Source organism: Paenibacillus sp. CAU 1782 (assembly GCF_054551715.1).
The window spans coordinates 1,840,213-1,866,530 of record NZ_JBTOLL010000001.1 but is presented as its reverse complement, the minus strand read 5'-3'; the positions used below and the strand labels follow the sequence as shown (position 1 = coordinate 1,866,530).

Here is a 26,318-nt window from a genome sequence, read left to right as displayed (position 1 = left end):
GCATAAAAACAGATGGCAAAAAAATCATTTATGCAATTATTCTCCATCCTGCTGGCGGTATCGCTGGTGTTGACGGCATGCGGCGGGAAAAACAACAACTCGCCTGGGGGAACAGCTACCACTGTACCTTCATCGGAAGCTGCCGAATCACCTGGAGATACGCCTAAACCGGTGAACATTTCCATCGGCTACGCGACGGGCGATCCTTCCGGCAAAAAAGCAATTGAAGACATCATCGATGCTTTTACAAAAGTGAATCCTCATATCACCATTAAAAACTTGAGCGAAACAACAAGCGATTCCTATCTGGACTGGCTAAAAACAAAAGATGCGGTAGGCGAATTCCCGGATGTCATTGAAATGCGCGATACGAAAGTGTTTGCAGACGCAGGCAAGCTGGCGGAACTGCCGCAGGAGTTGCACAGCCTGTTCACGCACCTTCCGTCCTATGAAGGAAAATATTATAATGCTCCGATTGCAGGCAATGCGCCAAACGGCATCCTGTACAGCAAAAAGGCATATGCCGACGCAGGCATAACGGAATTGCCGAAAACATACGACGAGTTTCTTGCCATTCAGGAAAAACTTCAGGCATCCGGGATTTCTCCAATCGTGGTAGGCGGCAAGGACCTGTTTCATATGGGATTTTGGGTTAACTACTTCCTGATTACCCAAGTCTATGCCGATGACGCGGATTGGAACTCCAAACGTACGGCTCAAACGGCAAGCTTTACCGACCCGCAGGTGGTTCAAGCCATTACGGATTACAAGGAGTTGTTCGGCAAATACGTAGACAAAGGCTGGCTGAGTACCGCCGACAACCAGACGGCTTCCATCCTTGTGTCAGGCAAAGCGGCTCAATTGTTCTCCGGCCCTTGGATGATCGGCCAAATTAAAGAGGCTGATCCCAGCTTTGAATTCGGATTCTACGCCATCCCGGACCGGAACGGCAAAGTGACGGTTAACGGCTTGCCGACGCTGGCAGGCTGGGCTTTATCCGCTGAAGCGGCAAAGGATGCCGACAAGGTTGCCGCATTTACGTCCTTTATCCAATTTTTCTTTGATGCGGCTCAATATGGCCCGTTCATCGAAACAACCAACAGTATCCCGGCTATCGCAGAAAAGCTGAATATCCAAACAAACGAGCAAATGCAGCAAGTGCTTGATATTGTATCCGACAACGATATTCAAAAATCGATGATGATTAACCAATGGTATGGCGAAAATGCCATTCCGCCGCAATTCCGCAACTGGTTCTACAAGCTGCTGCAGGAGCTTGTCGCCAATAACGGCGATGTTGCAGCTTATATGAAGCAAGCGGATGCCGAATACGACAGCAATGTAAAAGCAAACGCTCAATAAAAGCCATTGATTCGGTCAGGCGGGCCGAAGCGGCAGTACAGCAGCCCCCGTCATTCACGGGGGCTGCTCTGTTATCAGCTCGCAACAGATTGCAACAGTATACATTGGAAGGCAGGAGAAAGCCATGAATGCCACACTGGTAAAGAAAAACAAGAAGAAGTGGTGGCGCAATTACGCAATATGGTTCATATTGCCCTCGTTTGTGCTTTACACCGCATTTGTGATGTGGCCAACCTTCAGCAGTATTAATCTAAGCTTTACTTCTTGGGATGGCATTAATCCTGAGGTCAGATACATTGGCTTGGATAATTTCAAGGAAATTTGGGAAAGCCCGCGGGTGCATAACGCTCTGAAAAATTCGATTATTCTGGCAATTGCGCTTGTTATTTTGGAAAACGTCGTTGCGCTCGGATTAGCCGTATTGGTTGATAAGGTTCGCTGGATGCGCAATATTTTCCGCAGCATCTTCTATTTCCCGGTGCTTATGAGCGGCATCATTATGGGCTTTATCTGGATGATCATCCTGAATTACAATTTTGGCGTTGTCAATCAGCTACTCGACATGATTGGGCTTTCGTCCTGGAAGGTAGACTGGCTGGGCAATCCCAACTTTGCTTTGGCTTCGATTATATTGTCGACGGTATGGAAGGCTTCCGGCTATTATATGATCATTTATTTGGCCGGCTTGCAGGGCATTCCGCAGGAGCTGCTGGAGGCGGCGAGCATCGACGGAGCGGGCAGATGGAAGCAATTTATCCACGTCACGTTTCCGTTGCTGGCAGGCGCAACCACGGTATGCGTCATGTTGTCCATGATCGGTTCGCTTAAGCTATTTGACCAAATTGCCGTCATGACCAACGGCGGTCCCGGCTTTGCGACCGAAACGTTGACTTACATTATATACAGGGTAGCCTTTGGAGAGGGGAGACAAGGCTTCGGCACCGCGCTGGCTATTGTGCTGTTTCTGGTCATTCTCATCATCTCGCTGATCCAAATCAAGCTGCTTCGCAAGAGAGAGGTGCAAATGTAGCATGCGCAAAGCCAAAAAACCGATTAAAACAAGCGATGTTGTCCTGTTTGCCGTCACTCTGGTCATTGCCATTATCTATGCGTTTCCGATCTACTTCAATATAATGTCCGCTTTTAAAACAAACGGCGAAATCTTGCGGGACGCCATTGCGTTCCCCAGCAAATTCTACATGGAAAGCTTCAAGTATTTACTGACGGAAACGGATTATCCAAAAGCGATTTTGAACAGCGCCATTCTGACGGTGGGCTCCATTGTTGCGATGATTTTTATCATCCCGATGGCCGCTTACGCCATCGAGCGCACCAACAGCAAATGGACCAATGGCGTCTACATTTATTTTCTGTTCGGCATGATGGTTCCATTCCAGGTTTATATGATTCCGTTGTTCAGACAGTTGAAAGCGATGGGGCTGTTCGGCAATCCCGCCGGACCGATTATGATTTACATTGCCGGCTCCGTCGGCTTTGGGGTTTTGCTGTATACCAGCTTTCTAAAAGGCATTCCGCGCGAAATCGAGGAATCCGCCGAGATCGACGGTTGTTCAAGAATGGGCATATTCTGGAAAATCGTTTTCCCGCTGCTGGGACCCGTCACGGCCAGCATGGTCGTGCTCCAAGGATTGGGTATCTGGAACGACTTCCTGATGCCGATGCTGGTGCTGCCTTCGGGCCAGCCCAAAACGATGATTGTTGAGTTGTTCTATTACGTCGGCGAGTTTTCGTCCCGCTGGGATATGATTTTTGCCGGCACCACCATGTCTTTAGTACCCGTCCTGATTGCCTTCTTGACGCTTCAGAAATATTTCGTTAAGGGCGTATCTTCGGGAGCGATAAAGGGGTAGCTTCAATAAAGCTGCTTGTATCGTTCAGCTCTCTTTTTATTGGGGCTGTCCAAAAAGTCAAACGCTCTAACGGACACGGAAGTCCGTTAGACGCGTAAAACGCAGATTTTGAAATTCTAACGGACATCCTTGTCCGTTAGAGCCCCAAAATGGGTAATTATTGGATAATTTTCACTGTAACGGACATCAATGTCCGTTACAAACGCAAAAAGCTAAAAAATAAGCGCTAACGGACACGGATGTCCATTAGCGTTTTTAATTGAATCAGATACGCGGATCGGCTTTTTGGACAGCCCCGTTTTTGTCAGCTCATTTCCTAGAAAAGCATACAAGGCAGAGGGGAATTATGCTGCCATTAGGCTTGACATTTATTCAGCAGAGCCCAAACGGCAGGTGTCTACTTGTACAAATGCCTCCAATAAGACGAAGGCGGCTCGCCCATAATTTTTTTGAAAACGCGGCTGAAATAATAGGGATTCTTGTACCCCAGCCGCTCGCTGATCTCGGCCACGTTGAGAGAGGTATGGCGCATGAGGTCAATGGCCTTGTTGATCCTCAGCTTTGCATGCGCCTCGATAATCGTCCCTCCTGTAAGCCGACGGAAGGCGGTCGATATATAGTTGTAGTTCATCTCCAAATGGCGGGCAAGCGCCGCGGCTTGATATTCTCCGTCGGCATGATCGGCCAAATAAGTCATCACCTTGCCGACAAGGGATGCGCCTTTGCCGTATGCCTCGGCTGCTGCGCCAACGGAGACCGAGGCTTCGTGCAAATCCAGAAACAGCTTGCAAACCTCGAGACTTGTCCGGGACATGCCATGCAGCTGAAGGCGTTGATAATCATCGAGCAGTGCGATCAGCCTGTTATCCAAGGAAGGATGAAGCGCGATGCGGCCATGCTTGGGAAGCTCCATTCGGTAGTGATAGCAGCTTGTCGTATAGAAGCCTGCTTCCAGCATCGGCAGCCGCTCGCTGTAGCCTGACAGTCCGCTGCTGCCGGGCTGACCGTCATCCGGAGTGTTAAAGTGAATCCAGTACCAGGAGGTGCCCGCATCGCTTGGCTGCGATCCCCAATGATGCAGCCCTTTTTTCAGAAACAAATGCTCCCCCTGATGCACAGAAAATTCCGTGCCATCTTCCATAACCCGCATACAGCCTTTTAACACATAAAGAAATACATCATACTCCAGCACGCGGTCGGGATGCATATAGGCGGAATCTGTCCGGTTCCACCCTATATCGCGAACCAGAGTCATCCGGTCGGCAGTTAGCCAAACCTTGTTCACGGCGTTCTACTCCCCTTTCCGTACAACGAATGTCATTTTAATTGTATAAGCTGAAAAAAGGATATGCAATCCATGGTTTTAGCCATTTTTATCCCGATTGCAAGCGTTTAGAATGGTGATATATCCTGAAAAAAGTGAGGTTGCTGCTATGAAGGCATGGTTTGATGAATTTGCTCCCGGCGGAGCGAAACTGAGCGAAGGTCCATTAGTAAGCCGGTTTCAGCTAAATAAAAACTATGTAATGAGCTTGACCAACGACAATTTGCTCCGTAGCTTTCGGATGGAAGCGGGATTGTGGAGCTATAGCGGAAACGGCGGCACAACGACCGCTTCCACAACGAACTTGGAAGGGCCGGAGCATTGGCATTGGGGATGGGAATCGGTGACCTGCGAGCTGCGCGGCCATATGATGGGGCACTGGCTCTCGGCCGCTGCCCGCATCTATGCGCAAACCAAGGATATTATGGTGAAAGCAAAGGCTGACACAATCGTGGCGGAGCTGGCCCAATGCCAGGAGGCGCATGGCGGTGAATGGCTGGCAGCTTTTCCGGAGACGTTTATGCATCGGCTGATCGTTGGCAAATGGGTCTGGGCGCCGCATTACACCATCCGCAAGCTGCTGATGGGGCTGCTGGAGATGCATAAGCTGGCCGGGAATGAACAGGCGCTCCACATTCTTAAAGGCATGGCGTCCTGGTTCCACCGGTGGACGGCTGGTTTCTCCCGGGAAGAGATGGACGATCTGCTGGATATGGAAACGGGCGGCATGCTGGAAGCATGGGCGGATTTGTACGGCATAACCGGGGATGAAACCCATCGGGTGCTGATGATGCGTTATGTGAGGCACCGCCTGTTCGACAGGCTTCTGGCAAGCGAGGATGTGCTGACAAACAAACATGCCAATACGCAAATTCCGGAAGCGCTCGGGGCGGCTCGCGTATACGAGGTGACCGGTGACGAAACGTTCCGCCGCATAACGGAGGCATTCTGGGAGTGCGCCGTAGCCAAGCGGGGATTTGTAGCCACCGGCGCGGGCGATGACGGCGAGCTGTGGATGCCGCCGGGAGGCATGGCCGCCAGGCTTGGCGCGGGACAGGAGCATTGCTGCAATTATAACATGATGAGGCTGGCCCATGTTTTGTTGCGCTGGACGGGGGATTGCGCCTACGCGGACTATTGGGAAAGGAGATTTGTCAACGGCGTGTTGTCCCATCAGCATGGCGAAACCGGCATGATTTCTTACTTTCTCGGCGTTGGTCCCGGCAGCCGCAAAACATGGGGATCCGAGACGGGGCATTTCTGGTGCTGCCACGGAACGCTCATTCAAGCGAATTCGGCTTATGAAAGCCAGATTTTTATGAAGGACGATCAAGGCGTTGCCATTATGCAATGGATTCCGTCCAGCCTGAAATTCCAGCATGAGGGTACCGAGATTGGCCTTTCGATAGAGCAGGACGGTCAACATGGCTTGTATCCCCTGAACAAATGGTCGGTGACGGGCATGAGGGCTATTACCGAGGTGGATAAACCGCCGCTTCCCGCCGGGCGGCCGGAGGCTTTCCGCTATAAGGTTAGTGTAACCTGCGGCGGGGAAGCGGAGTTTGAGTTGAAGCTGCGTTTGCCATGGTGGGTAAACGGAAAAGCTGTCATTGCCGTCAACGGCGTGATACGAGAAGATGCGCCGGAAGGAGCGGGTTTTTACGTGCTGCGCCGTCTGTGGAGCAGCGGCGATGTGGTGAGCGTGGAGCTGCCGAAGAAGCTTGTGGCTGAACCCCTTCAAGGAGCGCCTGGCACCTTCGCCTTTGCGGATGGCCCTGTCGTGCTTGCGGGATTAACGGAGGAGGAACGTATTCTGAGCGGTGATGCCGATCGGCCTGAAAGCTTGCTGTCCGTGGACCGCGAACGCAACCATAGCTGGTGGAACGCGGGTTATTACAAGACGCGCGGCCAAGCCTCAGCGATCCGATTTATCCCTCTGTACGAGATCAAGGACGAGCCGTACACGGTATATTTTCCGATAGCTCCGGCTGAATTCCATATTCGACGCCGCTGATGCCGCTAGGCATGCTGCGTAATGGAAAAAACGCGTTTCATTATGCCGCAAGATCCTGGATGTATCTCATCATCATTTTGTTTGCGCTGTTCTGCCTCGTTCCGTTTCTGCTGGTGCTGAGCAGCTCGTTTAGCAATGAGTCCTACATTATAGCGAATGGCTATCAGCTGTTTCCGCGCGCTTTTGATCTGGCGGCCTACAAGGACGATTCTGCAGGAGCTCTACTACTATTATGTAGACAATAATATGTTGTCCTCCGCCTCCGTGAACGGTAAAATTATGGCAGTGCCTTGGACGGAAATCAAATCCTCCAAACCGGTATTCCAGTACCGGAGCGATATTGCCAAAAGTCTTGGCGTCGAACCGGGCGATTTGACGACCATTGAAGGCATTGACGCATTCCTTACCGAAATCGCTTCCAAAAATCCGGGCATGACACCGTACGACATGGCGATGAAGGGCGATGCCGGCGATATTATTACGCTGCTGATGCCTAAATACGGCCTCATTACGCTGGGCGTCAATAATTTGGTCTACGATATCAATGATCCGGACGTCAAAATCAAGGCGCTGAAGACGAAGCAGGACGTCTTGCGACCTAACATTATCGAATCGCCGATTGTTGGTTTTGTTCCTTCCACGGAAATGATCAAAACGGAGCTGGCGCTGCATACGCAGTTGTCGACGGAGCAAGGCAAGCTGCTGCTGTCCGGCGTCGTTAAGAACAGCGTAGATGGCGATATCGCTGATTATGTGAAGAAACAGCAGGAGGCGGGAACCGAAAAAATCATTGCCAATATTCAAGCTCAAATCGACGCGTTCCTGGCGAGCAAATAAACAAAGCGTTGTTAGCGGCAGAACGACGACGGGACGGCTTGCCTGACGGCTGGATGAAAGGATGTCATGATATGGATTGGACGACGGATGCGCTGCTGGATGATCTGCGCAGGCAAGCCGAAGCGGGCAGAATGCGCTTGCCCGGCGCTGGTACGCCGCAACAGCGAAAGCTGGCGCTGCAAGACAAGCTGAAGCGGGCGCTTGGGGAATTCCCCGAGCGCGACCGCCCTCTGAATGCTGAACTGCTGGATCAACGGGATTTGGGCGACGTAACGCTGGAACGGTATGTTTATTCCACGATGGAATACGTGCAGGTTCCGGTTTGGGTGCTGGCGCCGAAGAAAAGGCAGGGCCGGCTTCCCGCTGTATTGGCTTGCCACGGCCACGGTAATGGTCAACGGGATGCGGTTGGATTGGATGCCGAGGGCAAGGAGCTGACGGATGCGGGTATTCATAACCGGTTTGCCCTTTCGCTGGCTCGTCAGGGCATGATTGTAGCTATCCCCGAAATTATGGGGTTTGGCGTACGGCGAATGGCGGGTGAACTAAAGGCCAATCAAACGGGAAGCTCTTGCGGAACGTTATCCTCCCAATTGCTCCTGCATGGGCGCACTTTGGCTGGAATGAGAGTGTTTGAAGCGCTGCGGGGAATCGACTATCTCGGATCGCGTCCAGATGTCGATCCCGAAAAAATCGGTGTTTTCGGATTTTCGGGAGGCGGCCTGATTGCTGCCTATGCCTCCGCGTTGGACGAACGAATCAAGGCAACGGCGTTGTGCGGCTGGACCAATACGTTTGCCGGCAGTATTCTGGCTATGCATCATTGCATCGACAATTATTTGCCCGGCATTCTGCGGGAGGCGGAGCAGCCCGAGCTGATCGGCCTCATTGCGCCTAGAGCGCTTTTTGTGGAATCCGGAGAGAAAGACCGCATTTTCCCTGTGGAGCATGTTCATGGAGCTATCGCGGCGCTTGGGCTGAACTATGCCGACTGGGAAGCGCGAGGCCGCTTCAGCTGGGACATCCATCCCGGCGCTCACGAAATTTGCGGCAGGGAATCGTTTGGCTGGCTTTATCGTACGCTGACGGAAGGACCATAATTTTTCCGCCGTTCCCTACGGCAGAGGGCTTGCCGGAGGACCCGGATGTTTGAGGATGGCGAGCACCAACAGAAAAAGCTTCCAAACCGCGGCTTATGCGGTATTTTGGAAGCTTATCTGTCGTTTTACAACGCAAGTCAGGCTTTTTGCCCGCTTTCCTGATTCAGCGCAACGGCCAGCTGTTCGATTTTGTGAATTTCGCTATCGATGCCTTTCATAACCTCCAGCTGATTTTCAGAGTTTTGATTGATAGCCCCGATTTCTTCATGATTGCTTTTTACGGTGTCCGTCAATACGACGGAAATGTGCCTGATCTGCTGAATGGCCTTCAGCAGATCTTCCGCCTTCACGATTCTTGCATCCAGCGTTTCGTTAATTTGAGCGGTTTCCGTCAAAATATGCTGGAAGGCGGACATGGTGTTTTCCAGCGCTTGTACAGCCTTGGCGATGGCAGCTGCGGTTCCCTGCATATTTTCCTTTGCTTCTCCCGACGACTCTCCGATCCGGCTCATAATATCTCCGATGTAGTGCGCGTTCTCCATGCTTTGACCGGCAAGCTTGCTGACCTCGCCTGCAATGACGGAAAAACCGCCCGAGCCCCCCTCCGAACGGGCCGCCTCGATTTTGGCGTTTAAGCTGAGCAGGCTGGTATTTGAGGCAATATCATTTATCCGCTTCAGCATATCTCCGATCGTTTCGGTATGATCATAAAGCTCTTTGATGACGGAGCCGCTGGATTCAAAGGTAGCTCCAAGCTGATGGATCGCAGTCGAAACCTGATGCAGCGAATCCCGGCAATTGTGAATCATATCGGTTATGGAGCGCGACGTGTTGCGCGTAAATTCATCAAATTTGACGGTTTCTTCAAATATGTTATGTATGACAACCGCGTATTCTCTCGTTTCCTCCGCCGATCCCATTGTTTCTGTAAAGGTTGCGGCAATCTGGTTGGTGCTTGCCGTTATATGCTCGTTCAATTGGAGCGATTCTCTGGATACCCGCGTCAAAGCATCCAATGTATCCACCAGCCGAACGGCTGCCTGGCCATTTTTCTCAAAGGCCTGATTGAGTGATAGGAAAGAGGCTTCCTTTTCTCTGGCGGATTCCTCCATTTGGGATAACAGCTTTTTGGCCCGTAGCGAGAGGAAAATACCGATGAGCACCATGCCGACCAGCTGAATGTTGCGGGCAGCTAGAGTATACATCAAATCGGCCGAAGCGTTTGCCTCCGTCATAGGGAACCATTCAACGCCGGCGACAATAGCTCCGTTAATCAACACAAGGGTTAACGCAGAAGCGAAGATGGCCAACCTCATATTGAAAAAAAGGCAAGCCGCAAACAAAATAAACATCGCGATAATATTGACTTGCGAAACCTCAACAAACTGAATGAGCGAAATATTAACGGACATGATGACAATGTTGACGTATTTTACCCATGCGCCGTATTGCTTGAATACAAGGACAAGCAAACCTCCGCCGGTTGCCAGGACGGCGCCGGTGACGAGCACAATCGTTGCCGCTTGTACATTGCTTTCGTAGATGCCAAGATGGACCAGCGCCAACGCGGCAAGCATCAGGAGCGCGGAACCGGCCAGTGCAAACGCCGTGTACCTGTTGGCTTCGTTTTCATTTTGCTTGAATAAATTGGTGGATGTTGACATGCGCTTCTCCTTAACCTGTTATTTTTTGGCGTCTAGCCACTTCTGGAACTTGGTATTCATATAGGAGGCGTAGATTGTTTTAATAAAAGGAAACACCGATCCAAACACAAGCAGCAAAATAAAGATGAAGGAGGGATAAATGACCTTTTTATCCCGATAGACGCCTTTAATGATGCTATCTGTCACCGCTTCAGCCGTTTGAGCCGGGAAAGGGACGGGCGTTTTATCGCCTGCGTTTTTGAAAAAGGATGTTTTGGTTGCAATGGGGCAAACAATGCTGATTTTTTTGCTGGAATTCAGCTCATACGGATAAGCCTCCGAGAAGGACACCACAGCGGCTTTAGTGGCTGAATAAAGAGAATAACCCGGTAGGGCCAGCTTGCCCATAGCCGAAGCCGTCATCACAACCTTGTAGTCCCGATCCCCGTTTAATTCCTTCATTTTTTCCGCGATATAGATTGGAGCAAACACGTTGATTTTGAAAATCGATTCAATATGAGCATAATCCGGAGCGCCGATCTTCTCATAATAGGCAAACCCGGCATTGGCAAAAAACAGATCGATGCCGTTCATACGCGATAAAGCGAATTGAAACAGCTCGTCAATGCCTTCCGGCCCGGATAAATCGCATGACATGATGTGCAGATTGGGATAGTTGCCGTTTACTTCAATATTGTTGCGGTCGGCGGCAACGACGGTGACGCCTTTAATCTTGAGCAGCCGCTCCAGCAGACATTTTCCTATGCCCGAAGCGGCACCGGTAAGAACGATCTTTTTTCCTTCAATATTCATGGGGCAGGCCTCCAATAATGTTGTTTATTCATGGGGTAAGATAGTCGGAATGCGGCAAGCTTATGGACGAGGAGCGTCCGTTATTACGGCTTCCTTAAATTCAAGGTTAAAGCCGGTTACTTTAATTGCGGCGATCGGCTTTATACCGGTCAGGTCGGGAAAGTAGCGCTCGTCGACGGAGTCGATGCTGATACGCGCTAAGCGCGCGCGCCCCTTGCCTCCCAATTTCGTATAAAAGAGCCGGTTGTCGTAGGATTGGCAGAGCATGAAGTTGATCAGTGAGGTTGAAACCGGAAAGCTTGGGCCAAACGGTTTGGCATTGGCTTTAAAAAAGACATTTTCTCCTGAGGAAATGGAGATGTGTTCGCCTGAAGCGCCTTGATCGGTGAAGGTGAATTGGGCTAATTCTTTGGGGATTCCCCAGTTCCGGCGTCCGTTGTCGACGCTGTCCTGAGAGGAAACGTAAATTTTGGAGATGGAATAGTAGTTTTTGCCGTCCGCTTCAAATTTTCCCGGAGTAAGCAGCAGCTCGCCGTACGGTCCAACATCTGAGCTGTTGTAATCCACAATCATGACGCAGCCGAAGCCGCCTTTGTAGGGGAGACCGGCTGCAAAGTGGCCGTTTTTGTCGCTTGCCGCCAATCCCTTGAATTTGTACAACAGAATATAGCCGTCGCCTGTCAGCAGCCAAGGTGCAGGTGCGTTAATAGTCATATCCATACCCTCCGTATCGTGGTCCTTTTGATCTAGAAACTCTATATCTATATATCGGAAAACCTATACCAATAATGAAATCTATTGGAGCATGTAGTTCGCAGCAATATGCAGCCATAGACTCATAAAACGAAGCATCACAAATGAAAAAAACTTCATCTAATATAGTAAAATACAAACAAAAGGGAGTGTGGTAATGAAGATTAGGTGGTTTCTTTTAATGGGCTTTTGCTTAGTAATCGTAATTGTTCTTTTTTCTAGCGAAAACTATTCTTCAAAGGAGGCAATAAAAAATGGAGATGTTGTTCTTACTCATAAAGGTTCGTATAATGTAGACCATTTTTTTGACTTTTTAGAAAGGAAAAGAAATGCACTGAGAGTAGTGATATATACTGACGAAGGAGACCCAATAATTACTGAACTTACGTACGACCAAAGAGATAAAATATTGTTTGAAATTGACAACTCCAAGGATAAATTTTCAGGAAATAAGAATCGTCAACAAGGTGTATGTAATAATATCATACAACAATCCGTTTTAAATGGTGTAAGATACCAATTGAATGGTTGCTCAGGAAGTGAAGATAGTATTTTTTTATTTACTTTAGAAAGTGAATTCATTACATAAGGTAGTGAAAATATGTGATAAGCTACTTCTATAGAAATGGTGAAAAGGCCGCATGAAAGGAATGGGACAGAAAGCAACTCAACTCCCTTTGTTTTTTGCGGCGGGATAATAACAAATAGTGGGATCGGCGGGAGAGGTCATACATGTACGAATACAAAAATCAGGAATACCAGAAGGTTAGCTTTGACGGGAAGGACTTGCGTTATGGAGAGCTGAAGCAATGTACATTTGTCGACTGCACGTTTGAGCATGCCTCCATGGAGGAAGTGACAACAAGCGGCTGCAGATTCGTGAAGTGCAGCTTCCGGGGAGCCGCCTTAAACGGCTCCGTCCATACCGAAAGCGCTTTTGAAAACTGTTCATTTATCGAGGCGAATTTGTTCGTTTCCCGGTTTGCGGGCTGTAAAATGACAGGCTCCGATTTTGCCGGGGCGCAGTTGGATGGCATAACCATCGCGGAAGGCGATTGGGCGTATACGAACCTGCGCAATGTTCGCCTTGCCAAGCAAAATTTGCGCGGTGTCCGTTTTACGGAAGCCGATTTGACAAACGCCAATCTGGAAAAGGCGGATTTGCGAAAAGCCGATTTAACGATGGCAGCCATGAGCAACGTCAATTTGCTTGGCGCCGACCTGCGTGGCGCAATTCTGGACGGCGTTCCGTTGCGAAGTCTGGATCTAAAAGGCGTCCGCATGGATAGCTTGCAGGCCGTTGCGTTCCTGAAATCATTTGGCGCCATCGTTGATTAAAGCTTATTCCCGGATCCAGACGGTCATTTCGCCGGGATTTCGGTTCCCCCATAACGTGTAAGGTGCGGCGACAAGTTTGACGCTTTCTCGCCTGAATGGGGAGGTCCGGTATAATTGGTCTGGCTTTTCATCATCCAGCAGTACCCGTTGTCCCCGGGCTTCCAGCAGCACTGCGCCGTCCTCCTGACGCCGAACCGGGACGATTTCGGAATCCGGCGGCAGCGACAGGGAAGCAAGGGGAGCTCCGTTGTCCGTTTCCTCCAGGCAATAGACAAGCGGTCCGCGTTGCAGGGAGACTCGCCCCGCATTGGCGCGCAGCAATGGATTGGCGTAGATACGCTGAGGCGTCATATCCAGCGAGATGCCAATTTCATCGCCGGCGCGCCAGTCTCGGGAGATATAGGCATAGCCGCCCGAAACCTCCGGCGAAATGACTTCGCCATTAAGCGTAAAGACGGTTTTCCGCGACCACGCGGGAAACCGCAGCGCGATTGTAAAGACCCCGGAGCCTTCCGCCGCAGAGACTGACAGAATGACGTTTCCGTCCCAAGGCAAATCGCTTTGCAGCTTCAATGTCGTTTTGCGCCCGCCTATCTCTAACGAAGTTTCATTGCCGATATACAAATGCGTATATACGGTGTCGCTGCTGGCCGTGAAGATATAGTGTCCCAGCGAAGAAAGGATGCGCGCCACATTGGGCGGACAGCAGGCGCAGCCATACCACTTCTGGCGCACAGCCTTGACATGATGGCGGCTTGGATTGCGGCGGCTCGCCTCAGGCCATACCTCCATCGGGTTGACGTAGAAATAATGCTTGCCGTCTCCAGCAATGCCTGCGGTGACCGTATTGTACAAAGCGCGTTCCATAACGTCGCCGTATTCGCCAAGCGGCTCCAGTTGAAGCATTCGGCGAGCAAAAAAGATCAGCCCAATCGATGCGCAGGTTTCGGAATAATTGGTATCGTTGGGCAGGTCGTAATCAAAGGTAAACGCTTCGCCGTGATTGGTGGAGCCGATGCCGCCCGTAATATACATCTGCTTATTCACCATGTTGCTCCATAAACGCTTACAAGCATCCAGGAGTTCCCGATCTCCGTTATGCATGGCCAGGTCGGCCATCGCCGTATACATATAGACCGCTCTGACAGAATGGCCGACGGCTTCGCTCTGCTCCCTGACGGGAACTAGCGCCTGCTGATACTCCAGCGCCGGTTTTTTTGTCTGCACAACGCCAGGCGACCAGTAGCTGATTCGCCCGCGTTTCTCCCATTCCTGAAGGAAAAAGCTTGGCTCCTGTCCGCGCTCGTCAATCAAGAAGGAAGCCAGCTTGCGGTATTTGTCTTCGCCTGTGACCTCATACAGCTTGACCAGCGCCAGCTCAATTTCCTGATGGCCGTCATATCCCCGGATTTTGCCCGGCTCTGTCCCAAAACGGCTATCGATATGGTCGGCGAAGCGTTTGGCAACCTCCAGCAGCTTGCTTTTTCCCGTACTCTGGTAATAGGCCACAGCGGCTTCGATTAGATGGCCGGCGGTATACATTTCATGGCAATCCATGAGATTGGTCCATTGCTGTCCAGGCGCCGCAACCGTAAAATACGTGTTCAGGTAGCCGTCGGCTTGTTGGGCGGAAGCGATCAGGTCAATGGCGCCGTCGGCAATCTTCTCCAGCTCTTCATCACGCTTTGCGGCAAGCGCAAAACCTACCGCCTCCAGCCATTTATACAAATCCGTATCCTGAAAAACAAATCCCGAAAACTCGCCTTCCTTGCGTCCGGCAGCGATTTCAAAATTTGAAATGGCCCTGCTTGGCTCCGCATCCGGTATTCTGTCGTTAAGCGCTTCCCATTGATAGGGAATGACGGTGTCCCGAATAAGAGAGATATGCCGAGACCAGTAGCTGTCCGTTACCGTTACGTGCTTCAGGCCGAGCTGGCGGGAATAGGATGACTCTGCTTTGTTGTGCATTAATGACTCACTCCGATCGATTGAGTATGTTGAATTAATGGACACTGCTTTGAATAAATGCCGCTATATATCTATGATAAAACAAAAAAACTTACCTGTCGGCGTCCCATCCTGTATAATAGTTGTCAAAAAATGACCTTATAAATGAGGTGTCAATATGAGCGCCGCAAGCCTCCCGCTTTATTGGAGGGAGCCATATCTGCTGCAAATGGGCGGACGGTTTCAATCCGACTGCCATTGGTCCCATACGGACCGCACAATTAACGATTACGAGCTGATTATCGGTGTTTCGGGCACTGTATTTCTGGAAGCCAATGGACTGATGTACGAGGTGAAGGCCGGCGATGTGCTCATTCTGATGCCTGGAGAGCGCCACCGAGGCTACAGGCTTTCATCGCCAGGGGTATCGTTTTATTGGTTTCATTTTCTGATGCCGGAGACAGAAGGGTTAACGCCCGAAAGTTGTATTCCGCGCTATGCTTCATGCTCTGAGCCAAGCCGGGTTAACATTTTGGCGCGGCAGCTGCTCCATGCGGCGAATGGAGGTTATCGTTTCCGGCGCGCGCCGGATTATTTCCTGACCTGCCTGCTTCTTGAGCTTGCGGAGCAATTGCAGGATTCCGCATCGATGGAGGCAATGGACCCCAGGCTGGCGGAATTGCTGGAGTGGACCCGCCTGCATGCGCTGGAGCCCGATATATCGGTGGAGCGGATTGCGATGGTAATGGGCTACAATAAGGATTATCTTTCGCGGATGTTCAAAAGCCGGTTTGGTTCGGGGCTGTTGTCCTATATTCATCGGATCAGGCTTGATGCGGCCAAGGAAATGCTGGCGACAACGAGCCTTCCCGTCAAGGAGGTTGCGCTCCGCGTTGGTATCCTGGACGAGAAGCAGTTTTCCAAATGGTTCAAACGAATGAACGGCGTAGCGCCAACATCCTATCGCCATGCTTTCTCCCGGACAAGGCTGAACAACGGGTAGAACGATTTATTTCTGGGACGGAACAGGGTATGATAGAGGAAGCATGTCAGGCCTCGGGGGAAAAACAACGATTATGACCGGATCGAAACGTTATATGCCTTTTACGTACAAAATGATGATTCCATACCTTGCGCTTGTGCTGCTGACGGATATTCTGATCGGCTATATTTCCTATGCCATGCTAATCCAATCGCGGACGGAAATGGCTGAAACCAGCGTCCAGACCAGTATGGAGCAAGCCGGCAACAGCATCCGCTACCAGATGGACGAGATGCAGCGGATGACGGAAACGCTGTTTGGCAGCATTTCTTTTCAGAGAGCGCTTCAGAGGGAAGGAAGCCCGCTGGAAATGTATTTGACGATGCTGGACGAAATTGATCCGCAGCTGACCGCGCCGCTGCAATTTTTCGGCAACAACATCCGGATTGTCCTTTTTACGGTTAATGAAAACCAGCAGGTCGTGGAGGACTACGGAATGGTCGGCAAGGTCATCGGCAAAAATTATTATGTTAGACCTCTGCCGGAAATCGCCGGTCAGGAATGGTTCGACCGGATCGATCACAGCCGCGAAAAAAACATTTGGATGCAAGCCGGGGAAGATGCCGAGTTCGGCAATTTGTCGCATTTCAGACGCCTGGTTTCCTATAGCGATTACCGGACCACGATCGGTTATTTGCAGGTGACCGCGTCACTGGAGGAGATGCTGGGCGTGCTGTACAGCTTCCCGGTACAGGAAGGAATTACGCTTCGATTGATCGACCGTGAAACCGGACACATCATGTACCAATACGGATCTGCTATAGGCGATGCGAGAAATGGCGATTTCCTTGTTTTGCAGGAGAGTATTCAGGATACCGGCTTATTTATTGAAACCTTGGTGCCGAACGCTTACTTGACCAAGGATGCGGGAGTGCTGCGCCTCAACATTATTATGATCTGTACGGCCAGCTTTGTCGTCATGGCGATTATCGGCCTGATCGTTGCCAGAGTTTCGGGACGGAAAATGAGCAAAATCGTAGTTATGCTTCGCTCCATCCAGGAGGGCAATTTTCAGAAGCGGATCAGGATTAATGGCAGTGACGAGTTTGTGCAAATCGCCGACGCCTTTAATGAAATGGCCAGGGGCATGCAAAGCTTGATCGACAGCGTATATGAGCAAGGCAAGCAGAAAAAGCAGGCGGAGCTGGAGGCGCTGCAGGCTCAAATTAACCCCCATTTCCTGTATAATACATTGTCCACCATTAGCAGTCTGGCCAATCTCGGCGAAATCGGGAAGGTCACGCATATGGTGCAGGGCTTGTCCCGTTTTTACCGGCTTACCTTGAATGAAGGCAATGTCAATATTCCGCTGGAGCAGGAGCTTGAGCAGGTATCTACTTATCTGGATATCCAGCGTGTGCGCTATGCGGATGCCTTTAAGGTATATCTGGAGATTGAGCCGGAGATTCGGCAGGTGGAGATCATTAAGCTCATTGTTCAACCCTTTGTCGAAAATATATTCAAGCATGCCTGGTTTGGCGAAACGATAGCCATCCGGATTACCGCCCGCAAGGTGGACGACCGCATCGAGCTGAAAATTATCGACAATGGAATCGGGATGAAGCCGGAGAAGGTGCAGGAACTCATGAGCGGCCCTACAAGCTCTGGCGGATATGGAGTCAAAAACGTCTACGAGCGGATCCGGCTCCGATACGGCGACCGGTATGGCGGAGAAATCGCCAGCATTTATGGCGGGGGAACAACCGTCAGGCTTTGGCTCCCGGCGGAGACAACGGGGGGAATTCAAAGTGAACAAAACCGCGCCAACAACAAGGGAGGTACGATGTGAGCATTCCAATTCTACTGGTGGACGACGAAGCAATTGATCTGGAGTGGCTGCGCAGAAGGGTAGTTGGCTGCGGACTGGATCTGGAAGTGGCCGGCACCGCAGGTAGCGGCTTTGCTGCGCTGGACATCATGCGGGAAAAAACGGTGGACATCATTTTGTCGGATATCCGAATGCCCATTATGACCGGTACTGAGTTTGCGCGGAAAGCGCGCGAACTGAACCCGGGGGTCAAAATTGTATTTATTAGCGGACATGAAGACTTCGGTTATGCCAAGGAGGCTATCGAGGTCCATGCGTACAAATATTTGCTCAAGCCCGTTGCAGACGATGATTTGTACCAAACCCTGAAGGAGTTATGCGATGTCATCGGCAGCGAGAGGCAGCAGGAGCAGACAAATTCGGAAACGTTGACGCTGGCTAGCGCGGAGCTGGTCGTAAGATGGGTGGAAGGCGGGGAGGTGCTGCCCGCAGAATCGCCGGTCGTTGGCATGCTGGATCAACTGGTGAAAAACGGCGTGGCCGCATCCGTCATCGAGCTGGATGATCTGGAGTGGAAGCTGAAGGGGATTGGCGAGGAAAAAAGAGGAGAAGTGCTGCGGAACGCCTTCCGTGAAATTCAACGCTATCTGGAATCTCATTCGGCTGGCAAGCTCTTTTATTTGAAGGACAATCGGCTTCTTCTGCTATCGCCTGCAGGGCAAAGGGATAGGCTGCTTGAAAATCTGCTGGATGAAATCAGAACCAATACCGATTTTACGGCTACGATTGGAGCAGGCAATCCCGTGAACAGGATTGAGGATCTCAAGAAGACGTATTGGGAAGCAAAGGCGGCGCTTCAAGCCAAGTGGATTCTGGGCAAAAACCGCTTGATTCCCTATTCGCCCCATCAGACCGGCGGTTTGCGTTCGGCGGACAATATCGAAGAAGTTTTGGAGAAGCTGCTGGAAGAAATAATGGCTTATGATCTCGTAGCAATCGATGATAGCTTGCTGAAGCTGTTTAATGAGCCGGTCCCTTGCTCCGGCAAGCAGGAAGTGTACGACCTTATTATTCGAATTACATCGGGACTTCATGCCCGGTTGCAGAAGCAAAACGAAAATTTGTACGAGGTGCTGAACTGGGAGTCGCAGCAGCCGGAAATGCTGTTCCATTTTGAGACGGTGCACGATATTATGTCCTGGATTCGCCGCCGCTTTTTCGAGCTGTCGGAGCTGTTATATATGAAGCGGCAGCGCCAGAAGCGCAAGCTGATCCAAGAGCTGATGGAATACGTGGAGCAAAATCTGGACAAAAAAATTACGCTGAAGGAAACGGCTTCGCACTTCGGCTTTACGCCGAACTATTTGGGCTTTGTGTTCAAGGAGGACACGGGCGAAGCGTTCAGCGACTACTTGACCAGAGTGAAGCTGGAGCGTGTATGCGAGCTGCTGAAGGACCCGACCCTGAAAATATACGAGATTGCCGACCGTATGGGCTATATCAACATTATTTATTTTAACCGCCAGTTTAAGCAGGCGAAGGGGATTACGCCCGGAGAATACCGAAAAAAACATAAAATTTAGAGGAAGTTCAAAAAGTCCGCTTCCCATTACGGGTCATGCCTGGCGTCATGGCCGGCGGCGAATATGGCATTCAGCCGAAACTTCCGTTGCTCACTTAGCTTCCACTAAGCTCCGCTACTCAGTTTCTAGCTTCTTGCCATCTTCTTGGTACTGGAAAGCGAACTTGTTGAACCCTCATTTGAATGGAAGTTCAAAAAGTCCGCTTCCCATTACGGTGCATGACTAGCGTCATGGCCGGCGGCGAATATGGCATTCAGCCGAAACTTCCGTTGCTCACTTAGCTTCCACTAAGCTCCGCTACTCAGTTTCTAGCTTCTTGCCATCTTCTTGGTACTGGAAAGCGAACTTTTTGAACCTGATTGTATTGGGTCGTTCAAAAGTCCGCTTTTCTCGCAGCGCTCTGAAAAGGGGCGCTTTTTTGACGCGTTTTTTCGTTATAAGCTTTTAGCTCAACTTTATCATCAGTGCTTGATTTCACTGAGCAAGTGCTAAACACGGAAGACGATAACCTTTGTTCAAATTGGACATCGACAGCTGCCTTTTGCCTGTCTAACAGTCACCGATGGCCGCTAGAGCCCCAAATGGAACCATTGGCTTCAGCTAACGGTCACAACTGTCCTTTAGATGTTCAAAAGTCACGTTTTGGGGGTGGTTTTAGGTTTTTACGGTCATGTATGACCTTTAAAAGTGGAAATGGCAACAAAACAAGGCTTTAAAGGTCATGGATGTCCGTTGCATGCAAGGATATCCGTAGCGTGCTGCTAGCCGGCTTCCGGCCCTGGACTTCCACTAAGACGCAGCACAAGCCGAATTCAGTAATTAGAAGCCTGTATTCCCGCGATGCTTGACCTCAGTCGAAGACAAACGCTAATTTTTGTTTTGAGCTGAACTTTATAAACTTTATTACTGTTGTATCGGTGAATTAGTATTATTTTTTGTTGATCCCCTGAATGCCGCCCGTCCATTTGAAAAACTATAATAAAAACAAATAGAGAACGAGGAGTGATGGGAGATGAGCAAAAGCGGGTTTTGGCATGACGTCAAAAAATATCGCGCACTGCTGCTTATGCTGGCTCCGGCAGTATTTTTTTTCCTGCTGTTTGCCTATGTGCCCATGGCCGGCATCGTGCTGGCATTTAAGCAATACAACTACAGCGGCGGCATTTTCGGAAGCCCCTGGAACGGATTGGACAATTTCCGGTTTTTCTTTGAATCCGGAGACGCCTGGCGCGTAACTCGAAATACGGCGCTGTACAATCTGGCCTTCATTATTGTCAATAACCTGCTGCAAATCGTAGCGGCCATCCTGTTGTTTGAGGTGGCGGGCAAGTGGTTCCGCAAAATTACGCAGTCCATTCTGTTTCTGCCTTACTTCATTTCCTGGGTTGTTGTCGGCGCGATTGCATATAACATGTTCAACTACAATGTTGGTACGTTGAACGTAGCTCTGGAATGGCTGGGCTTTGCAAAAGTGGATATTTACAACACGGCTGCCTATTGGCCGTTTATCCTGGTAGCCGTTACCGCTTGGAAAGCGCTTGGTTACGGAACGATCATGTATCTGGCGGCCATTACAAGCATTGATACGGAAATGTACGAAGCCGCTGAAATCGACGGCGCAAACATCTTCCAGCGTATTTTCAAAATTACGATTCCTAACCTGATGCCAACGCTGATCATTCTCGTGCTTTTGGCAATCGGCAATATTTTCCGCGGCGATTTCGGCATGTTCTACAACATGATCGGCAACAACAGTATGTTGTTCTCCGCTACGGATGTTATTGATACCTTCGTATTCCGTTCCTTGACGACAAACAATGAAATCGGCATGTCCGCTGCGGCAGGCTTCTACCAATCCATACTCGGTTTCGCGACCATCCTGCTAGCGAACTACGCGGTACGAAAATACGACAAGGATCGGGCATTGTTTTAGCCTGGAAGGAGGGACAAGGATATGGCTTCACCAACTGCAACAAAAGGCAAGTTCAAGTTTACTGACAAAACGGTTCTTTCCATTATCGGCTACACGATCATGACGCTGCTTGCCATCTTATGCATATTTCCTTTTATTCTCATCATTTCATCGTCACTGACGGATGAAACCGCCATTACGCTTAACGGATATCAAATTATTCCGACGGTATTTTCGACAGAAGCCTACAGCGTTTTGTTCAAATATCCGAAAGATATGATTATGGCATACGCAGTTACGATTGGCGTAACTGCAGCGGGAACGGCGCTTGGCCTGTTCCTGACCGCAATGACAGCTTATGTGCTTTCTCGCCGCGACTTTAAATGGCGCAATAAATTTTCGTTCTTCTTCTTTTTCACGACGCTGTTTAATGGCGGACTGGTGCCATGGTACCTGATGATGAACTCGCTTGGCATGAAGGACAACTATTTGGCGCTTGTGCTGCCGCTTCTGCTGAACGTCTTTTATATCATCGTCATGAAATCCTTTATGAGCAGCATTCCGGATGCTATTACGGAATCCGCAAAAATTGATGGCGCGACGGACTTCGGCATTTTCCTGAAGCTGATTCTTCCGCTGTCCAAACCCGCCTTGGCAACGATTGGTTTGTTCCTGGCGCTGGGTTACTGGAATGACTGGTACAATGCGCTGCTGTTTATAGCAAAGTCCGATATGATGCCGCTTCAGTATTACCTGTACCGGATGTTGGCCAATATGGACGGCTTGCGCAAGGCGATGATGGCCTCCGGGGTTGCGGTTAACTTCGCGATGCCTACGGAAAGCCTCAAGATGGCCATGACGATTGTTGCGACTGGCCCGATTTTCCTGGTATATCCGTTTATCCAGCGTTACTTTGTTAAAGGCCTGACCATTGGCGCAGTAAAAGGGTGACCTCAGGATTAATCCTGGTTATCATAAAAAAATTGATTTGGGGGATGTAAACATGAAGGGATCACGCAAGCTTGCTTCCATGACGTTGGTTCTGGTTCTGGCTCTTACCATGATTTTGTCTGCATGCGGCAGCAAAAACGATAACGCCGGAACTGGCAGCACAGCTGCTCCTGGCGAAACTGCAGGCAGCACGGACAAGGAAGTTACTTTGAAGATGATTATGCTAGGCGGCAAACCGATTGATTACGATCAAGTATTCGGCGAGCTGAACACCAAGCTGAAAGAAAAAGTAAACGCGACTCTTGACGTTGAGTTTCTGGACTGGTCCGACTGGGCTCAGAAATATCCGCTTAAATTTGCGGCACAAGAAAACTTTGATCTGATCTACGCGGCTAACTGGGCGAACTATAACGACCAGGCATCCAAAGGCGGTTTTCTGGAGCTGACGGAAGAATTGCTGAAGGAGCATGCTCCAAAAACATTTGAAGTAATGCCTCAAGCTGCTTGGGATCAAGCCAAAGTAAACGGCAAAGTTTACATGGTTCCGCAAAACAGCGACGAAACAATCGACAAAGTTGTTCTGATTCGTCAAGACCTGCTGGAAAAATACAATCTTGAGCCAGTAACAAGCCCTGAAACGTTTGCAACTTACCTGAAAACAGTTGCAGCCAACGAGCCGGGCGTTACAGCTTACGGCGCTCGCCCTGGCGACGGCTGGAAATGGCATGAGATGGACGACATGCTGCTTGAGCAAAACAATAACTGGACAGTAGCCGACATCAGCGTTCCGCTGGCGTTCAAAACAGACGACCCTAACGGCGAGCTGTTCACTGTATACGAAACTCCTGAGTTCCTGGAACTTTTGAAATACTACAAAGATCTGGCTGACAACGGCGTATGGACGAAAAACGTACTGAGCGAAAAAAGCGACGTATGGCAAGACATGCTGGCTGGCAAAGTTGGCGCTCGCAGCCACAACGTCGGCACGCTTGGTCTGAACATGGTAGAAGGCAACAAAGCCGGCCAATTCAAGTTTGAAGTAGCCGACATCACGCCTGACCGTTACAAGCTGAACGCTTTGTCGACGCAAAACGGCATGGCTGTATCCGCAACAAGCAAAAACGTTGAGCGTTCCCTGATGGTGATCGACTTGCTGCAAAGCGACAAGGAGCTTCATGACCTGATCATGTACGGTATCGAAGGCAAGCATTACACAGCTGTAGGCGACGACAAATATTCACCGGGCGATGCTGCGCCTAACTATACAGGCTTCTCCAACTGGGGCTTCAACTCGCTGCTGAACCGTAAAGACGATTCCATTCCTGATTCCGTTAACGCCATTACGGATGCTTGGAAAGAAAAAGTATACCACTTCCCGCTTGAAACGTTTGTATTCGACAACACCAACGTGAAAAACGAAGTGGCAAACGTAGGCAACGTCATGCTGCGTTACGGTATTCCTTTGGAATACGGTTTGATTGATGACATCGAAAAAGGCCGCGATGAGCTGGTTAAACAGCTGAAAGCTGCCGGCATCGAAAAAATCAAAGAAGAAATGCAAAAACAAATCAACGCTGCTCTTGGCAAATAAGCAATAAACAGTGAGGTGCTCCCGGCTTTTGCGGGGGGCACCTTGCATTGTATTTAACCCATTATCGAGGAGGGCCAACATGGAATATGCCATTTCAGTTCGCAATGCCGCGAAATCCATCTATCCGTCATCTCTCAAAATGAATGGCTCAAACCCGCAAGGAGACAAGATCAGCTTTACGAACTACTACATGGAGTGGAACGGGAAACCGTTTATCGCCATTTGCGGCGAATACCACTATGCCCGATACGATGAAAAAGCCTGGGATCTGGAAATCGGGAAAATGAAAATGTCGGGTATTAATGTTGTCGCGACTTATATATTCTGGAACCATCATGAAGAGACAGAAGGAAACTTCAACTGGTCCGGCAATCGTGATCTGCGGAAGTTCGTGGAATTGTGCGCGCGGCGCGGCCTGCATGTCATTCTTCGCGTTGGACCGTTTTGCCATGGCGAGGTTCGCAACGGAGGTTTGCCGGATTGGTTGTTCGGCCAAACCTTCGAGGTTCGTTCCAATGATGAAGGTTACTTGAACTATGTGCGCCGGCTGTACGGAGAAATCGGCGGGCAGGTGGAAGGCCTGATGTTTAAGGATGGAGGCCCCGTCATCGGCATCCAGCTCGAAAATGAGCTGAACGCTGCATCCGCTCCGTGGGAAATGACTACAAAGCAAGGCGACGAGTACCTTGGCGGAGGAGCAAGCGGCGAAGAGGGCATCCGCCATATGCGGAATCTGAAGACGATGGCCGAGGAAGCGGGACTTGTTACGCCGATCTATACGAGCACGGGCTGGGATAATGCGCCGCTGCTTGAGGATGAGGTGCTTCCGCTATATGGCGGTTATGCCTACACGCCTTGGAGCGTAACGGCCGAGCAGCCGGATCAGCAGCCAACGGGAGAATATGTGTTCCAGGATTATCATAACGACGACGAGAGCAAAAACCGTTTTTCTCCGCCGTATCCACGTGAGAAATATCCTTTTGCTTGCTGCGAGATGGGCGGAGGCATGCAAACCTGGTATTTGGCCCGTTTCCAGGTCGAGCCTGAAAGCGTATCCGCAATGACGATGATGAAGCTGGCCGGCGGCTGTAATTTTGTCGGCTATTATATGTTCCATGGCGGCACAAACCCGATGGGTGAAACGGGTTATCTCAATGAAAATACGACGCCAAGATTTTCATACGATTTTCAAGCGCCGATTGGCGAATTCGGGCAAATACGGCCATCCAACGATCTGCTGCGCCCGCTGCATTATTTTCTGCAAAGCTTTGGCGAACGGCTGGCGCCGCTTGCTACCGTCTTGCCGGATAATGCGCTGGATATCAAGCCGGAAAATGGCGAAGATCTGCGTTATGCCGTAAGATCTGACGGCAATACCGGATTCCTGTTTGTAAACAACTATCAGGATCATGTAGAGATGTCGCGGCATGAAAACATTAGATTTGCTCTTGAGACCGCGAATGGCGGTATCGTATTCCCGCGGCGGAGGCCTCTGACCATCGAGCCGGGAGCGTCGCTGATGCTGCCCTTCCGTTTTGATCTGGGCGGAGCTTTGCTGATTGCGGCAACCTGTCAGCCGGTTACGCAAGTGAAGGGCGAAGATGGCGACACCTACTTCTTCCGCGCGCCGGGCGGTCAAGCTGCCGAACTTCTGCTGGATACGGCGACTTTTAGCGAACTCGCCGTTGAAAACGGCAAAGCGGAGCAGGACAGCGATGGCGTTACTGTCGTCTCTACCGTTCCTGGCAAATCCGCGCTTATTCAATTTAAAGCGCCGAACGGGCGCGTCATCCGTCTTTATGTAATGACAGAGCGTGAAGCAGCAACTATGTGGCAGTCGGAGCTGGGCGGCGAGCGCCGCATTTTCTTCTCCGATGCGGCATGTATTGTGGATGAAGAAGGCATTTCTTTCGTCAGCGAAGGCAAAAGCGAAATCAAGTGCCGGGTTTACGATGCCCCGGGACAACCAAGCCTTAACCTCGCTGCGAAATCCGAAGTAGCTGCGGCGGATGTGGCGAAGCAAGGCTGGTTCAGCGAATACACCTTTAAATTGTCTCCTTGCGGCGTTGAAGTCGAGCTTGAACGTCTCCAAGAGCATAAAGTGGCGCTGCGTTTTCCAAACGGCCTGCCGCAGGAGGCTTATGACGTGCTGCTCCATATCCGCTATACCGGCAACGTAGGTTATGCCTTCTCGGGCGGACAGCTGCTGCATGACCACTTCTACAATGGAAAGTCGTGGGAGCTTGGTTTGTCGCATATCCGCGAAAATGTCCGTGACAATACCATCGTGCTTCAAACGACGCCGCTGCGCAAGGGGAAAGTGACGATTGCGAAGGATGCCGCCATGGCTGTGTCGCGCCAGTTCGAAGGCGAAGCGGTGGCCGCTATTCATGGCGTTAAGGTTGAACCGATTTACCGCCTGGATTGCTCAACGAATTAAGCTTTTTAAGTATCCTCCGGTTGCGGTCG

21 protein-coding genes are annotated in these 26,318 nt (G+C 50.5%); 16 read left to right on the top strand and 5 right to left on the bottom strand.

Annotated elements, in window-relative coordinates; translation table 11 throughout:
* Positions 1–12 precede the first annotated feature (12 nt).
* From ACX93W_RS08775 to ACX93W_RS08765, 3 genes are all read left to right on the top strand, one after another.
* The gene (locus tag ACX93W_RS08775; RefSeq protein WP_459391913.1) at positions 13–1,362 is read left to right on the top strand and encodes an ABC transporter substrate-binding protein; all 1,350 of its coding nucleotides are present in this window, start codon (positions 13–15) and stop codon (positions 1,360–1,362) included.
* Between the two features lie 124 nt (positions 1,363–1,486).
* A complete protein-coding gene (locus tag ACX93W_RS08770) occupies positions 1,487–2,392 on the top strand; it encodes a carbohydrate ABC transporter permease (protein ID WP_459391912.1) in 906 nt (301 codons plus the stop codon).
* A gap of 1 nt (position 2,393) precedes the next feature.
* Complete coding sequence (locus tag ACX93W_RS08765; RefSeq protein WP_459391911.1) at positions 2,394–3,233, top strand: carbohydrate ABC transporter permease; 840 nt, start codon at positions 2,394–2,396, stop codon at positions 3,231–3,233.
* A gap of 397 nt (positions 3,234–3,630) precedes the next feature.
* Here the strand turns inward: ACX93W_RS08765 and ACX93W_RS08760 are convergent, their stop codons facing one another.
* Positions 3,631–4,518, bottom strand: coding sequence for a helix-turn-helix domain-containing protein (locus ACX93W_RS08760; RefSeq protein WP_459391910.1), 888 nt, complete (start codon positions 4,516–4,518; stop codon positions 3,631–3,633).
* Between the two features lie 148 nt (positions 4,519–4,666).
* On the opposite strand from ACX93W_RS08760, the gene ACX93W_RS08755 reads away from it, so the two are divergent.
* From ACX93W_RS08755 to ACX93W_RS08740, 4 genes are all read left to right on the top strand, one after another.
* Positions 4,667–6,571: a beta-L-arabinofuranosidase domain-containing protein gene (locus tag ACX93W_RS08755; protein WP_459391909.1), complete on the top strand. Its 1,905-nt coding sequence runs from the start codon at positions 4,667–4,669 to the stop codon at positions 6,569–6,571.
* 11 nt (positions 6,572–6,582) lie between these two features.
* The gene (locus ACX93W_RS08750; protein WP_459391908.1) at positions 6,583–6,816 is read left to right on the top strand and encodes a hypothetical protein; all 234 of its coding nucleotides are present in this window, start codon (positions 6,583–6,585) and stop codon (positions 6,814–6,816) included.
* Between the two features lie 34 nt (positions 6,817–6,850).
* Positions 6,851–7,408 carry a DUF3502 domain-containing protein gene (locus ACX93W_RS08745; protein ID WP_459391907.1) on the top strand — a complete coding sequence of 186 codons (558 nt, stop codon included), beginning with the start codon at positions 6,851–6,853 and terminating at the stop codon, positions 7,406–7,408.
* A gap of 71 nt (positions 7,409–7,479) precedes the next feature.
* Positions 7,480–8,508 (top strand): alpha/beta hydrolase family protein, encoded by a 1,029-nt coding sequence (locus tag ACX93W_RS08740; RefSeq protein WP_459391906.1) that lies wholly within the window; start codon positions 7,480–7,482, stop codon positions 8,506–8,508.
* A gap of 137 nt (positions 8,509–8,645) precedes the next feature.
* Here the strand turns inward: ACX93W_RS08740 and ACX93W_RS08735 are convergent, their stop codons facing one another.
* The 3 genes from ACX93W_RS08735 to ACX93W_RS08725 are packed head-to-tail and all read right to left on the bottom strand — an operon-like array spanning position 8,646 to position 11,678.
* Entirely contained in the window at positions 8,646–10,172 is a 1,527-nt protein-coding gene (locus ACX93W_RS08735; RefSeq protein WP_459391905.1) for a methyl-accepting chemotaxis protein, read from the bottom strand.
* 18 nt (positions 10,173–10,190) lie between these two features.
* Entirely contained in the window at positions 10,191–10,964 is a 774-nt protein-coding gene (locus ACX93W_RS08730; protein ID WP_459391904.1) for an SDR family NAD(P)-dependent oxidoreductase, read from the bottom strand.
* A 60-nt stretch (positions 10,965–11,024) separates the two neighbouring features.
* Complete coding sequence (locus ACX93W_RS08725) at positions 11,025–11,678, bottom strand: acetoacetate decarboxylase family protein (protein WP_459391903.1); 654 nt, start codon at positions 11,676–11,678, stop codon at positions 11,025–11,027.
* 196 nt (positions 11,679–11,874) lie between these two features.
* Between ACX93W_RS08725 and ACX93W_RS08720 the strand changes: the two genes are divergently transcribed.
* Together ACX93W_RS08720 and ACX93W_RS08715 are read left to right on the top strand one after the other, a co-directional pair.
* Positions 11,875–12,306 (top strand): DUF4362 domain-containing protein, encoded by a 432-nt coding sequence (locus ACX93W_RS08720; protein ID WP_459391902.1) that lies wholly within the window; start codon positions 11,875–11,877, stop codon positions 12,304–12,306.
* A 143-nt stretch (positions 12,307–12,449) separates the two neighbouring features.
* Entirely contained in the window at positions 12,450–13,055 is a 606-nt protein-coding gene (locus ACX93W_RS08715) for a pentapeptide repeat-containing protein (RefSeq protein ID WP_459391901.1), read from the top strand.
* A 3-nt stretch (positions 13,056–13,058) separates the two neighbouring features.
* Here the strand turns inward: ACX93W_RS08715 and ACX93W_RS08710 are convergent, their stop codons facing one another.
* On the bottom strand, positions 13,059–15,023 hold the full coding sequence (locus ACX93W_RS08710; RefSeq protein ID WP_459391900.1) for a glycoside hydrolase family 127 protein: 1,965 nt from the start codon (positions 15,021–15,023) through the stop codon (positions 13,059–13,061).
* A 157-nt stretch (positions 15,024–15,180) separates the two neighbouring features.
* On the opposite strand from ACX93W_RS08710, the gene ACX93W_RS08705 reads away from it, so the two are divergent.
* From ACX93W_RS08705 to ACX93W_RS08675, 7 genes are all read left to right on the top strand, one after another.
* On the top strand, positions 15,181–16,005 hold the full coding sequence (locus tag ACX93W_RS08705; protein ID WP_459391899.1) for a helix-turn-helix domain-containing protein: 825 nt from the start codon (positions 15,181–15,183) through the stop codon (positions 16,003–16,005).
* A gap of 73 nt (positions 16,006–16,078) precedes the next feature.
* A complete protein-coding gene (locus tag ACX93W_RS08700; RefSeq protein ID WP_459391898.1) occupies positions 16,079–17,833 on the top strand; it encodes a sensor histidine kinase in 1,755 nt (584 codons plus the stop codon).
* Positions 17,830–19,395, top strand: a complete 1,566-nt coding sequence (locus tag ACX93W_RS08695; RefSeq protein WP_459391897.1) for a response regulator — start codon at positions 17,830–17,832, stop codon at positions 19,393–19,395. The genes ACX93W_RS08700 and ACX93W_RS08695 overlap by 4 nt, the downstream gene beginning before the upstream one ends.
* A 1,012-nt stretch (positions 19,396–20,407) precedes the next feature.
* Positions 20,408–21,328, top strand: coding sequence for an ABC transporter permease (locus ACX93W_RS08690; RefSeq protein WP_459391896.1), 921 nt, complete (start codon positions 20,408–20,410; stop codon positions 21,326–21,328).
* A gap of 21 nt (positions 21,329–21,349) precedes the next feature.
* A complete protein-coding gene (locus ACX93W_RS08685) occupies positions 21,350–22,258 on the top strand; it encodes a carbohydrate ABC transporter permease (RefSeq protein WP_459391895.1) in 909 nt (302 codons plus the stop codon).
* A gap of 52 nt (positions 22,259–22,310) precedes the next feature.
* A complete protein-coding gene (locus ACX93W_RS08680) occupies positions 22,311–23,849 on the top strand; it encodes an ABC transporter substrate-binding protein (protein WP_459391894.1) in 1,539 nt (512 codons plus the stop codon).
* 79 nt (positions 23,850–23,928) lie between these two features.
* Positions 23,929–26,289, top strand: coding sequence for a beta-galactosidase (locus ACX93W_RS08675; RefSeq protein ID WP_459391893.1), 2,361 nt, complete (start codon positions 23,929–23,931; stop codon positions 26,287–26,289).
* The last annotated feature ends 29 nt before the right edge of the window (positions 26,290–26,318 follow it).